Here is a 12,802-nt window from a genome sequence, read left to right as displayed (position 1 = left end):
TTTACTTAGAGATGAGTTCTCTAGAAAGCAAATAAGACATCCCCTTAAAACTTAAGGGGATGTCTTAACTCTATTTATACAGTAATTATAAAGACAGAATCACTCGTCTGTGTCGTACAAGTTAATGTCTGATAGCCATCAGACATGCTCGTTGTAGCAAGATATTTCCCAGAGGTATTGTGTTTTAAACGTATCTCGTCTCCAGAACGGATGAAAAGATCTCCAGTTGTATTGAGTTTTTCTAAGGTCCAAGTACACCTATCTTTATAGCCTGCCCAGTCAAAATATGCTTGAGGCCAACTACCATAGAAAGATAGAGCATCATAATCTCTATATGAATCTCCGAAATATCCTAACCTCACCGAGGTTGAAGCTAAAATATATGAAGTATTATGGACTAAATTTTGTTGCTCAAAGATGTCATCAAACCTCAAGTAGAACGAGAGAGGTTGAGCACCTGAAGTTTCTTTAAGAGTGGGGAAAAGATAGGGAATTGTAGACCAATAATCTATATAGGGGAAAGACACAGTCTTAGGAGCTTTTGCTGCTTGAAGCGTAAATACCGAAGACGATGAATTGAATCCAGAAGTAATTTGGACTGGTTTTGGGCCTTCTTCTTTAGGCTTGTGACTCTCTAGATAATTAAGAATAACTTGTCCTAGAGCTGATTTCTTCTGGGATAAGACTTGAGCATCTTCAGAAGGGAAAAGTTCTGGAATTATGAGATCTGTAATTGAAGATACACTAATAGCTAGAGGAATGGGCTCATTAGGAATGCTTTCAGACCAATCTTTGAAATCCAACTTGTCTTGCTGGAGATCAGGTAATACTGTTCCACCAAGAAATACTGTTTGAGCTGATGATTCCGACTGATACGAAGAATAACCTTTCTCTGTCGCGTTCGATGTTTTACTTTTTAATAAAGAACTTGCTGCAGCTACAGATATCGAGATTTTTTCTTTCTCTAACTCCTCGACTTGGAGATAAGACATCTTTAGCACTTGAAAACCAATGCCACCGTAAGTCACTGACGCGACATAATGAGTTCCTACCTCTTTAACGAACGCATTTAATGAATCTGGATTCTTGGCGTCCAACCTTTTTTCTACCCAATAACGAAATTCATCATCTACTTTGAGAGCTCTTGGATCATAAGAACAATCCTGCCTTAAAATATATAATGTACGAGACGCTGTTGAGTGTGTGACTGTATTTTTAGATTCTCGAGTACTTGATTTTACAAACTCATAGGAAAAACTAGCTGAAAATGCAGAATCTTTTGAAGCTTCTTCTCCATCAGATTCATCCATAGGATCATCATCGTTTCAGAGCTTCCTTAACTTCGCTGAGAAGCTCCGGGCTCATAGAATCAGTTAAGAAGGAGTTCTCTATAATACAAGCAGCGACTGTCTTTAAAAATACGCCATCTAAAACTTCATAGTGGACACCTTGATCGTCCCTATCTATGAAAGATAAATAAAACTTAGGGTGATAACCTGGCAGGATGGGAATGGCAACTTCCTCTAAAGGAAAGCTATTTGTATCCAAACCTTCAATAAATTCTCCAAGAGCATTTTCTGCTTCAAGAGGTGATTGCTTCCCAAGTCTGTGAGTGTCATCACTAAGTCTAGGATCAAAGCTATTTAAGGCATACAAAACAGTTGTAGTATCCTGAATCACACAATTGGGTTGCTCCATATCGCGTCTCCTTAATAAAAATTGGAAACAGGCTAATAGAAGCTAGAATGTTCTACAAGACGTTTTTCACCCTTTTGTCGTAAGGAATTTAAATACAAGAATTAAAAAGTATTCTTATAAAAGAAAAACTGCTGACAAATTTTAGAAAATAAGAACTTCATACCTGTAAATCATAACCAGGTACTAGGAGACTCGGTGGGAGATTCTGCTCTAGGAGCTCCTCTTAAAGCTTCGATTTCCTGGATATACTCTTCTTCTCTTTCTTCGGCTTGAGAGAGTTCCTTTTGCAGAAGGCCTACAAGCCCCTGATCCAAACTCGAGATCATGAAATATAACCCCATAATCAAAAAAAGCAATCCAACAATGATTAAACATGACGAAGAGATAATAGATGGGGTCGAGAGCAAGTTCAGCCCATTTAAAAAGAAAATAACAATAAAGGTAGAAATGATCGTAGCTAAACCAAGAATGATAATGAATATATCTAATATAATACGTAGGGTGGATCTTCGTCCTTGTGCGGGGATCGTATAAGCTAGAGATGTTTGCGTACCTGAAGATACAAGTGTTGGTGGAGGAATAAGGGAAAGTTCGGGATTCAATGCAGGGGAGGGTGAGTTAGATATAGTAGTCATAATCATTGATAGTATAACAATTTTCTCCACAAACCATATAAAAATTTTTTAAAAAACGCAAGAACTGGCACCTATTGTGCATCACCCCTTCAAATTTCTCCGAAGCCCTCAATCAAGTATTTTCGTGATTTGCAATAGATTGCGCCACACAACGACATCGAAGAGGTTGAGGGTTTTATGATTCCAGGCAAATAAAGTATTGAGAAGAATCAGATCGTTAGACGATTTTCGATCTCATCTACAAAATAGATTCTTACAAACATCAACAAGGTTTTATGGACTTTAGCGTATTTCCGGATAGATTCGTTGAATCAACGAGCCCCTCCCCAATCGAGGATATAGATGCAAAAACTTTGGTATCGAATTGTTGTCATTACTGTTCCCGATGTCTCTTTATCTTTTTATCCCTACTTAGCATCATCATTTGTTTTTCTGTTTATGGAACTTCTGGAGAAACAGCTTCACTTGTATTTGGGATCTTATCTCTTATAGTATTGGTTCTACTTATTATCGAGTGTAGGAATAGGGAGTGCTGTCGTCGTATATCTTAAGACAAGAGAATCAATATAGTCTTATCTTTCCTTCCTTCAATCTTTTCTAAGCTATAAGTTCAATAAGAAGCCTAAACACGGAAGAAGAAACTTCTGTTCCAAAGAAATTTCTTCTTAAGATTCGAAGGAATGTCACGAATCATGAAAAAAGCATTGACAGTATAGCAGGGGATCATTGACTATCCTTTAAAGTGTCCTATTGTAGCATACATGGAAGAAGCCTTAACTTTTGATGATGTTCTTTTAATCCCCCAATATTCTGAAATACTTCCTTCTGAAGTGTCCTTGAAAACGGCCATTTCAAAAACCCTCTCTCTAAATATACCGATTCTTTCAGCTGCTATGGATTCTGTCACAGAAACAGCCATGGCACTAGCTTTAGCTCAAGAAGGTGGTTTGGGAATCTTACATAAAAATATGAGCGAAGTAGAACAAAGCTCATCTGTGAGAAAAATTAAAGAAGCCTATCCTTAAGCTCCCATAGGAGCCGCTATAGGCATTGGTCCTTTAGGAATTTCAAGAGCGCATCATCTTGTGGAAGCTGGAGCAAATGTTCTAGTCATTGACACAGCTCATGCACACTCTAAAGGAGTATTCCAAACAGTTTTAGAAATAAAATCCCAGTTCCCACAAATTTCTTTAGTTGTAGGGAATCTTGTTACAGCTGAAGCCGCAGTTTCCTTAGCTGAGATTGGAGTTGACGCTGTAAAGGTAGGTATTGGCCCAGGATCTATCTGTACAACTAGAATCGTTTCAGGGGTCGGTTATCCACAAATTACTGCCATTACAAACGTAGCAAAAGCTCTTAAAAACTCTGCCGTGACTGTAATTGCTGATGGGAGAATCCGCTATTCTGGAGATGTGGTAAAAGCATTAGCAGCAGGAGCAGACTGTGTCATGCTAGGAAGTTTGCTTGCAGGGACTGATGAAGCTCCTGGGGATATCGTTTCTATCGATGAGAAGCTTTTTAAAAGGTACCGCGGCATGGGATCTTTAGGCGCTATGAAACAAGGAAGTGCTGACCGGTATTTTCAAACACAGGGACAGAAAAAGCTGGTTCCTGGGGGAGTTGAAGGACTAGTCGCTTATAAAGGCTCTGTCCACGATGTCCTCTATCAAATTTTAGGAGGAATACGCTCAGGTATGGGGTATGTTGGAGCTGAAACTCTCAAAGATTTAAAAACTAAGGCTTCCTTTGTTCGAATTACTGAATCTGGAAGAGCTGAAAGTCATATTCATAATATTTACAAAGTTCAACCAACCTTAAATTATTAAGTTGCAGAGTGCAAGGAGACATTTGAACACCATATTTATTCTAGATTTTGGATCTCAATATACTTATGTATTAGCAAAGCAAGTGCGGAAGTTATTTGTATATTGCGAAGTTCTTCCCTGGAATATCTCTGTGCAATGTTTAAAAGAAAGAGCGCCTTTGGGGATCATTCTCTCAGGAGGTCCTCACTCTGTCTATGAAAACAAGGCTCCACATTTAGATCCTGAAATCTATAAACTTGGCATTCCAATTCTAGCTATTTGCTATGGCATGCAGCTTATGGCTAGAGATTTTGGAGGGACTGTAAGCCCTGGTGTAGGAGAATTTGGATATACGCCCATCCATCTGTATCCTTGTGAGCTCTTCAAACACATCGTCGACTGCGAATCTCTAGACACAGAGATTCGGATGAGCCATCGGGATCATGTTACGACAATTCCTGAAGGATTTAATGTAATCGCATCCACCTCACAATGCTCGATCTCAGGAATAGAAAATACCAAACAACGGTTGTACGGGCTGCAATTTCATCCCGAGGTTTCTGACTCCACTCCAACGGGAAATAAGATTCTAGAAACTTTTGTTCAAGAGATCTGTTCTGCTCCCACACTATGGAATCCCTTGTATATTCAGCAAGACCTTGTAAGTAAAATTCAAGATACCGTTATTGAAGTATTTGATGAAGTCGCTCAGTCATTAGACGTACAATGGTTAGCTCAAGGAACCATCTACTCAGATGTTATTGAGTCCTCACGCTCTGGACATGCCTCCGAAGTAATAAAATCACATCATAATGTAGGGGGGCTTCCAAAAAATCTTAAGCTGAAGTTAGTCGAGCCCTTACGTTATTTATTTAAAGATGAAGTTCGAATTTTAGGAGAAGCCCTAGGACTTTCTAGCTATCTCTTGGACAGGCATCCTTTTCCTGGACCTGGCTTGACAATTCGTGTGATTGGAGAGATCCTTCCTGAATATCTAGCCATTTTACGACGGGCGGACCTCATCTTTATAGAAGAGCTTAGGAAAGCAAAACTCTACGATAAAATAAGCCAAGCCTTTGCTCTATTTCTTCCTATAAAATCAGTATCTGTAAAAGGAGATTGTAGAAGCTATGGTTATACCATAGCATTACGTGCTGTAGAATCTACAGATTTCATGACAGGACGATGGGCCTACCTTCCATGCGATGTTCTCAGTTCTTGCTCATCGCGAATTATTAATGAAATACCCGAGGTAAGCCGAGTGGTCTATGATATTTCTGACAAGCCACCAGCAACTATAGAATGGGAATAGCCACCATAGGGGTAAATCAAAGACTCGTTATTTAGTAACATCATTAGAATGTTCGTAAAAATCATATCATTAGAGGAGAAAAGTATAACACTTGCACAGTTATAGCGTTCGTTCTTTCTATGTCTTATGATACGTTATTCAAGAATCTTGAAAAGGAAGATTCTGTACATAAGATATGCAATGAGATCTTTGCATTAGTACCACGACTCAATACAATCGCTTGCACCGAAGCTATCATCAAAAACCTCCCCAAAGCAGATATCCATGTACACCTTCCTGGGACCATAACACCTCAATTAGCTTGGATTTTAGGTGTGAAAAATGGGTTCTTAAAATGGTCTTATAATTCTTGGACCAATCATCGATTACTTTCTCCTAAGAATCCTCATAAACAATACTCCAATATTTTCCGAAACTTTCAAGATATCTGTCACGAAAAGGATCCGGATTTAAGTGTATTACAATATAATATCTTAAATTACGATTTTAATAGCTTTGATAGAGTGATGGCTACAGTACAAGGACATCGCTTTCCTCCTGGAGGAATCCAAAATGAAGAAGACCTTCTTCTCATTTTCAATAACTATCTCCAGCAATGTCTGGACGATACTATCGTGTATACTGAAGTACAACAAAATATCCGCCTTGCCCATGTTTTGTATCCTTCATTACCTGAAAAGCACGCGCGTATGAAGTTTTATCAAATCTTGTATCGTGCTTCGCAAACGTTTTCAAAACACGGGATTACTTTACGATTTTTAAACTGCTTCAATAAAACATTTGCTCCACAAATAAACACACAAGAACCTGCCCAAGAAGCTGTTCAATGGCTCCAAGAGGTTGATTCTACATTTCCTGGTCTATTTGTAGGGATACAATCCGCAGGATCAGAATCTGCGCCCGGAGCCTGTCCTAAGCGATTAGCTTCTGGATATAGAAATGCTTATGACTCAGGGTTTGGTTGTGAAGCTCATGCTGGAGAAGGCATAGAGACCCGGACTATTTTTTCGTCAGCTAAGGTAAATCCAGAGGGATTGATCGAGATAACCCGAGTGACTTTCTCGTCTCTTAAACGAAAACAGCCATCTAGTTTACCCATAAGAGTTACTTGCCAGTTAGGATAAGTTCCAGGAGAAAAACTATAGATACGACCCACTAAATTTCCTTTTTATTTTTTATAAGTTCCTAAGACTTATAGCTTTTCTTCTTACTTTATTTCTATTCTAAAGCAGTAATGTTAAAAAAAAGCGTCTCCAGAGAAGAAGCTTTCAAGAGAGTCGATGGGAAGAAAAGAGAGCTCGAAGGGGAGGGTGTCTCATTAAATTTTTGATATGATGATTTAAGATTGCCTTTTAACGTAGCTTAAATATAAAATAACTCGACTTTTTGTTGGAAACAAGAGGAAAGACCTGTCTAGCTTAGATAAGAAAATCACAGAAAAGAATTTCTTATAAAACATGCTATGACAAATATCTCTTTTTGATCTGTGACTCATACCGATACTTTTTCTTAGTTATTTTACAAGATTCACGAAACGAAATAATTAGTTTATATTTGTATAAATATTAAACTTAATCTTTTAAAAATTATTTGAAAGTACAGTGTTAATCTTTTCATATAGAATTCACTATCGGAGAAAATAACATGAAAAATGTTGGTTCAGAGTGTTCACAACCATTAGTTATGGAATTAAATACCCAGCCATTAAGAAATCTGTGTGAAAGTAGATTAGTGAAGATAACTTCTTTTGTTATCGCTTTGTTAGCTTTAGTTGGGGGAATTACTCTCACGGCTTTAGCTGGAGCAGGCATTCTTTCTTTTCTTCCTTGGTTAGTCTTGGGAATTGTGCTTGTTGTGCTTTGTGCTTTATTCTTACTTTTTTCATATAAATTCTGCCCTATAAAAGAGCTAGGGGTTGTCTACAATACCGACTCTCAAATCCACCAATGGTTTCAAAAGCAACGAAATAAAGATCTTGAAAAGGCTACGGAAAATCCTGAGCTCTTTGGAGAAAATAGGGCGGAAGACAATAATCGCTCTGCAAGAAGTCAAGTAAAAGAGACTTTACGCGATTGTGATGGAAATGTTTTGAAAAAGATCTATGAGAGGAATCTAGATGTACTTTTATTTATGAACTGGGTTCCAAAAACAATGGACGATGTAGATCCAGTATCAGAAGACTCTATACGTACAGTCATCTCCTGTTATAAGTTAATTAAAGCATGTAAACCTGAATTTCGATCTCTTATAAGTGAATTACTAAGAGCGATGCAGAGTGGCTTAGGGTTATTAAGCCGTTGTTCTAGGTATCAAGAGCGAGCTAAAACTGTATCCCATAAAGATGCACCTCTTTTCTGCCCGACTCATTCTTATTATCGAGATGGCTATCTTACACCACTACGAGCAGGACCGCGTTATATTATAAATAGAGCTATATAAACTTACGTCGGCGTGAGAATCCTGAGCATTTTTTTAATCCTGGGCATCCATGTTACTATGCTCGATTGGCCTTTAATGAGTCAGTGCGTATCTATCGAAAACTCTTTAACACAGCGGAACTTAAACAAATGTATGGCGCGGGTGATTATGAGCAGCAAAACGAAGACAACCTAAAGTCGATTCTTAGTTTTGTGCAAATTTTAGATGAGAAGGACGGCTTTGACGACTTTCTTGCTACACATAAAGACACCACTTTTATTGGGAGAGGTGGCGCCGATATATTTTGTTCTTAAGCCTTACGATAGTCTACTAGGATCTCCATATAAAGTCTGATAATTGTTATTATGTTGCATGAATTCGTAAAATAGAAATAGCATTAATAGAACAGATGATGTAAAATTTGTGGTCGCATTTCCCAAGAGGATTTTTTATGCTCCCTTTTTGCCCTACCATCCTTCTTGCTAAACCTTTTTTAAATAGCGAGAATTACGGCTTAGAACGTTTAGCTGCAACCGTAGATTCTTATTTTGATCTGGGACAGTCTCAAATAGTCTTCCTAAGCAAACAGGATCAAGGAATCACTGTGGAAGAATTGAGTGCTAAAGATAGGAAATTCAAGCCAGGCTCTATGAACTGTACACTGTACACTGAAGATCCTATCTTACCTGCTCATAATTCCTTTAGTAATTGCTCTGATATTCAAATGCGTACCCCGATTAGCCCCATACATTAAATATAATTTTAAAGAGTACTGTCCGTTTCTACTACAGATAGCTCGTCTACTTTAGGTAGTTCCTTTATTTTACTAGGTTTTTCTATTAAATAAGGTTCCAATACCAAACAAAAAAGCAAGACAAGGACGGTTATTAAAATAATTTCTAAGATGAGTACAGGAAGTAAAGGAAGGATCCCAGCTACAAATAAAACCACAAGAGTGACTCCCGCACCCACTAAAGCTAATAGAGAAATAACAAGAGAAGTGATCTTAACTAATCTACTTTCACAGAGATTCGTTAATTTTATAAAAAATGGTGTAGAGGCTTCTAAATGAATGCTTCTGTTAATACTTTCAGACATAATAGAATCGCTTTTATTATATTGTTTGAGACAATTTCATTGATTTAAGTGCAGAACACATCAGTAAAACCTCTCCCAATGAGATCGGTATCTTTATGTTCAATAAGAAAGTCCTTTCCTTCATCTAGAGTTTTCACAAAACTAAGAATAGCCTGTAGGTTTTTCTCTTGTTCTTTAGAATAATCACCCTCGACATACATTTTTGTAAGTCGCTCTATATCAAAGAGTTCTCTATAGACACACACTGACTCATTAAAAGCCAATCGAGCATAATAACATGGATGCTTAGGACTGAAAAAATGCTTAGGATTCTCTCGGCGACGCAAGTGTATATAGTGATTTATAAGATCACGAGGTCCTGCTCTTAATGGCGTGAGATAACCATCTTGATAATAAGAACGAGTCAGGCAGAAAAGAGGTGCATCTTCATCAGATACAGTTCTAGCCTGTTCTTTATACTTAGAACGTTTTAATAGTCTTAAGCCACACCGAATCACTCCTAGTAATTCACTTATAAGAGATCGAAATTCAGGTTGACATTCTTTTATCAACTTATAGCAGGAGACGACTTTACGTATATCTATCTCTGATTCTGGATCTACATGGTCTATTGTTTTTGGAACCCAATTCATAAATAAAAGTACATTTTAGCTCCTTTCATATATCTTTTCAAAATAATTCCGTCAGTCTCGTGTAAGATCATTTCTAGTTGATTTCTTGCCGAACGATTTCCAACATTTCTCTTATTTTCTCCAAAGAGATCTGGATTCTCTAATGCCTTTTCGATGTCTTTGTTTCGTTGCTTTTCAAACCATATATTGATTTTAGATTTGACACTACAGGTCATTGTCATCTCTTTTAAAGTAAAAAATTTACAACAAGAGACTAAATAGATAGAAGAAAACAAAACGAGTACGCTTCCTAAGATTAGCCCAAGAGGGAAAGAAAGAACCCCCCCTCCTGCTAAAGCTATAAGAGCACCCCCCACAATTAGAGTTAGGAAAGCAATCACAAGAGAAGTGATCTTCATTAATCTACTTTCACAGAGATTTTTTAATGTCTGGACACTTAATTTTTGAGAAAAAGACCTTGAGCATAGCGAATCACTGCTTTCAATAGTACTTCTAGTCATAAGCTGTTTTAAAAAAGAAAAAATTATTTTAATATAAATACATTTAAAACACAATTAAGCGATAAATTTTTAATTTATATTATTTATTTCACTTAATAAATTACTTGTTAGTACAAAGCAAAGGATCTTGAGCTAAGGTCGAGGGAAGAGCAAATCCATGATCTTTTAAAAATGATATGACTGCTTGAACAGGATCGTCAATAGATCCAAACCAAATCCCCCATGTATCATCGGAGGGAGAATTGGCTTGGTAGCTTCTTAAAGAGAGAATATAGGCGGAAAAATCGGCGAACGTGATGATATAGGTGGCTCCGATCAAATCTTGAGGGATTGCACCACAATCAAGTTCAATCGCATGTAGGTGATTTGGATAGCTTTGCACTAAATCATCCAGAACTCTTAACTGTTCTGGGGAGCGCAATCTCTGACCTTCCTTAGGGTATGTTGTAACAAGACTACCTCCTGCTCGCAAATACTCCCGGATGATATCAGGTCTTTTCTTTACTGTGAGTAATCTCTCGAGATCATTCTGAATTGCAGAATCTACAAGACCTGGAAAAATTTCCCCCTCCGTGCAAAGAGGTGTCGCTGGTGTAGGGGTATGAATGATCGATATACATTTTATAATTTGTTTACACTTTATACAATATACAATCGCCTTTTCGAATTATGAAACTTTATAGCATCTCTTCAGATGTAGATACACCTTGGATATTTCAGCTTATGTCAAAGGTAGATTCTTATCTTTTCTTAGGCGGGAATAGAATCAAGGTTGTATCTATAGTTATGCAAGAACCTAACTTAATTATTGGAAAAGTAGAAAACGTTCGGATCTCCACAATAGTGAAAATATTAAAGATTTTATCCTTCTTAATCTTCCCTCTGATTTTAATCGCTTTAGCCCTACACTATTTTCTACATGCTAAATATGCTAATCACTTACTTGTATCTAAGATTTTAGAAAGAGCTCCTCAGTATGTGCCTATTCCTGGTCGTTCAGGAGACACGGCGTCTCATTATAAATTAACAACATTGGTTCCAGTATCCCAAAAAAATCTACAAGCTATGGGATCAAATCCTCTAGAAGTTGAAGCGGCTCTTCGAACTACAAAACCCTCTTTTTTCTGTGTACCTGCAAAATACCGTCAGATTATAATTTCAAGTCACGGCATTCGCTTTTCTTTAGATCTTGAACAACTTGCTGATGACATTAATTTAGATTCGGTTTCCTGGCCTACGGAGTATCTTAACTCTACTATGGATTTTTGCAGCAAGGCAGATAAACGTGTTATACAGAATGTACAAAATCTGCGGACAGGAACTTACATAAATTCTGTAGGAAAGCGTAGCCTTTTAAAATTCATGTTACAGCACCTATTTATTGATGGGATCACACAAGAAAACCCTGAAGCCCTTCCTAACAATACATCTGGAAGACTGACTCTATTCCCTAGTGTTCGTTATATCTATTCTCATTTTACTCCACAAAATCCTACAATATGGCCGCAAGTCTTTTTCAGACAAGGTCCTCTAGATGAAGATCGAGGAGGAGGATTTGAGATCTTAGAGCAATTACAAGAGTTAGGAGTTAGGTTTCCAATTTGCCCCTCTCAAGGACCAGACAATCCTAATTTTCAAGGTTTTCAAGGGATTCGTATCTATTGGGAAGATTCCTATCAACCCAATAAGGAGGTTTAAATCATTCCTGTAAACTATTCATCCAGGGATTGTTCTGATACTATTTTACACGATTTTTGATGGCTGTTTTTGAGAACTTTAGTTAGAGGCATTCCATGCAACGAATTTTCTCGACTAATTTTTCTTTAGAAACTACATTGACATAGGTCAAGCACATCCAGAAAGCAGGAGCCTCTTTTGATTACAGGCGTGGTATTGGAAAAGCATGAGCAGCGCACCATGTTTTCACTGACCCTACTGAATAATTTTACAACTTTTGGCCTTCTACATACTCCTCTCCATTATAATCCTCCCTATCCTATAGTGATCCTTCTCCATGGTTTAGCTTCAGATAAAACCGGTTCGAAACGCTCTCATGTCAGGCTAGCTCAGGAACTCACTCGGTTAGGTATCGCAGCTCTAAGAGTAGATCTCCTTGGTCATGGAGACTGTGAGGGTGAGCTTATGGATTTTTCTCTTGAAAATTATAAGCAAAACATTCGTGAAATCATTGAATATACGCATTCCCTACTTCATATAGACCAAGAAAGGCTCGCTATTTTTGGTTCATCACTCGGAGGAACTCTTGCTCTTCAGACTCTTCCTTTTTTTAATAAAATCAAAGCCTTAGCTGTATGGGCGCCTACAATTTCAGGAGAATTAATGGCTGCGGAAGCACAAAAAAATGCTCCTGAAGTGATCACAATGAGTCAAAAGGGCGCCATTACTTATGCTGGGATGACTTTAAATCCTGATTTTTATACGCAATTCTTAAAAATAGATATTGTGAAAGAGCTTATGCCTAGTGCTCGCAATCTCCCTCCAATTCTTTATATGCAAGGTGAACAAGATCTTCTGGTTTCTATCAACCACAGAACACTGTTTACCGAAGCATTTGCAAATCAAGACAAACCAATTACTATTCTTACTTATCCCGATGTCGATCACGCGTTTCCTTTTGCCGAATCTTCGGCTCTTTCGGATCTCACGCAATGGTTAAAAAGAGAATTAACTTCTGGGGAATAAA

15 protein-coding genes and 1 pseudogene are annotated in these 12,802 nt (G+C 37.7%); 9 read left to right on the top strand and 7 right to left on the bottom strand.

Translation table 11 applies throughout. The features are described from left to right. Positions 1-74 precede the first annotated feature (74 nt). The 3 genes from CPB_RS00895 to CPB_RS00885 form a co-directional block, all read right to left on the bottom strand. The gene (locus CPB_RS00895) at positions 75-1,310 is read right to left on the bottom strand and encodes an MAC/perforin domain-containing protein (protein ID WP_010892110.1); all 1,236 of its coding nucleotides are present in this window, start codon (positions 1,308-1,310) and stop codon (positions 75-77) included. Positions 1,311-1,317: 7 nt separating this feature from the next. Then, entirely contained in the window at positions 1,318-1,698 is a 381-nt protein-coding gene (locus CPB_RS00890) for a hypothetical protein (protein WP_010882826.1), read from the bottom strand. Between the two features lie 170 nt (positions 1,699-1,868). Beyond that, positions 1,869-2,333, bottom strand: a complete 465-nt coding sequence (locus CPB_RS00885) for a hypothetical protein (protein ID WP_226989989.1) — start codon at positions 2,331-2,333, stop codon at positions 1,869-1,871. Positions 2,334-2,675: 342 nt separating this feature from the next. On the opposite strand from CPB_RS00885, the gene CPB_RS05750 reads away from it, so the two are divergent. The 7 genes and pseudogenes from CPB_RS05750 to CPB_RS00850 all read left to right on the top strand — a co-directional run bounded on the left by CPB_RS05750 (position 2,676) and on the right by CPB_RS00850 (position 8,622). Next, positions 2,676-2,825, top strand: a complete 150-nt coding sequence (locus tag CPB_RS05750) for a hypothetical protein (RefSeq protein ID WP_172643915.1) — start codon at positions 2,676-2,678, stop codon at positions 2,823-2,825. A gap of 269 nt (positions 2,826-3,094) precedes the next feature. Further along, positions 3,095-4,159 (top strand): annotated as a pseudogene (guaB, locus tag CPB_RS00875) (IMP dehydrogenase). Position 4,160: 1 nt separating this feature from the next. After that, the gene (guaA, locus tag CPB_RS00870; RefSeq protein ID WP_010882821.1) at positions 4,161-5,450 is read left to right on the top strand and encodes a glutamine-hydrolyzing GMP synthase; all 1,290 of its coding nucleotides are present in this window, start codon (positions 4,161-4,163) and stop codon (positions 5,448-5,450) included. 119 nt (positions 5,451-5,569) lie between these two features. After that, positions 5,570-6,574, top strand: coding sequence for a hypothetical protein (locus tag CPB_RS00865; protein ID WP_010882820.1), 1,005 nt, complete (start codon positions 5,570-5,572; stop codon positions 6,572-6,574). Between the two features lie 520 nt (positions 6,575-7,094). Continuing rightward, complete coding sequence (locus tag CPB_RS00860) at positions 7,095-7,889, top strand: hypothetical protein (protein ID WP_010882819.1); 795 nt, start codon at positions 7,095-7,097, stop codon at positions 7,887-7,889. A gap of 83 nt (positions 7,890-7,972) precedes the next feature. Beyond that, positions 7,973-8,182 (top strand): hypothetical protein, encoded by a 210-nt coding sequence (locus CPB_RS00855; protein ID WP_231853507.1) that lies wholly within the window; start codon positions 7,973-7,975, stop codon positions 8,180-8,182. A gap of 137 nt (positions 8,183-8,319) precedes the next feature. Further along, on the top strand, positions 8,320-8,622 hold the full coding sequence (locus CPB_RS00850) for a hypothetical protein (protein ID WP_226989987.1): 303 nt from the start codon (positions 8,320-8,322) through the stop codon (positions 8,620-8,622). An 8-nt stretch (positions 8,623-8,630) separates the two neighbouring features. On the opposite strand, the gene CPB_RS00845 is transcribed toward CPB_RS00850, so the two are convergent. The 4 genes from CPB_RS00845 to CPB_RS00830 all read right to left on the bottom strand — a co-directional run bounded on the left by CPB_RS00845 (position 8,631) and on the right by CPB_RS00830 (position 10,570). Next, a complete protein-coding gene (locus CPB_RS00845; protein ID WP_010882816.1) occupies positions 8,631-8,966 on the bottom strand; it encodes a hypothetical protein in 336 nt (111 codons plus the stop codon). A gap of 44 nt (positions 8,967-9,010) precedes the next feature. After that, a complete protein-coding gene (locus CPB_RS00840) occupies positions 9,011-9,598 on the bottom strand; it encodes a hypothetical protein (protein ID WP_011126078.1) in 588 nt (195 codons plus the stop codon). Beyond that, positions 9,595-10,098: a hypothetical protein gene (locus CPB_RS00835; protein ID WP_010882814.1), complete on the bottom strand. Its 504-nt coding sequence runs from the start codon at positions 10,096-10,098 to the stop codon at positions 9,595-9,597. Before CPB_RS00835 ends, CPB_RS00840 begins: the two co-directional genes overlap by 4 nt. A 100-nt stretch (positions 10,099-10,198) precedes the next feature. Further along, positions 10,199-10,570, bottom strand: coding sequence for a hypothetical protein (locus tag CPB_RS00830; RefSeq protein ID WP_011126077.1), 372 nt, complete (start codon positions 10,568-10,570; stop codon positions 10,199-10,201). A 197-nt stretch (positions 10,571-10,767) separates the two neighbouring features. Here CPB_RS00830 and CPB_RS00825 point away from each other — a divergent pair, with 197 nt between their 5' ends. Further along, on the top strand, positions 10,768-11,796 hold the full coding sequence (locus CPB_RS00825) for a DUF648 domain-containing protein (RefSeq protein ID WP_010882812.1): 1,029 nt from the start codon (positions 10,768-10,770) through the stop codon (positions 11,794-11,796). A 177-nt stretch (positions 11,797-11,973) separates the two neighbouring features. Further along, positions 11,974-12,801, top strand: a complete 828-nt coding sequence (locus CPB_RS00820; protein ID WP_010882811.1) for an alpha/beta hydrolase — start codon at positions 11,974-11,976, stop codon at positions 12,799-12,801. Position 12,802: the final 1 nt, after the last annotated feature.

This window comes from Chlamydia pneumoniae TW-183, assembly GCF_000007205.1.
In the GTDB taxonomy this organism is placed as follows: Bacteria; Chlamydiota; Chlamydiia; order Chlamydiales; family Chlamydiaceae; genus Chlamydia; species Chlamydia pneumoniae.
Note: the sequence above shows the minus strand (reverse complement) of the source record. Positions and strands in the feature narration are given on the sequence as shown.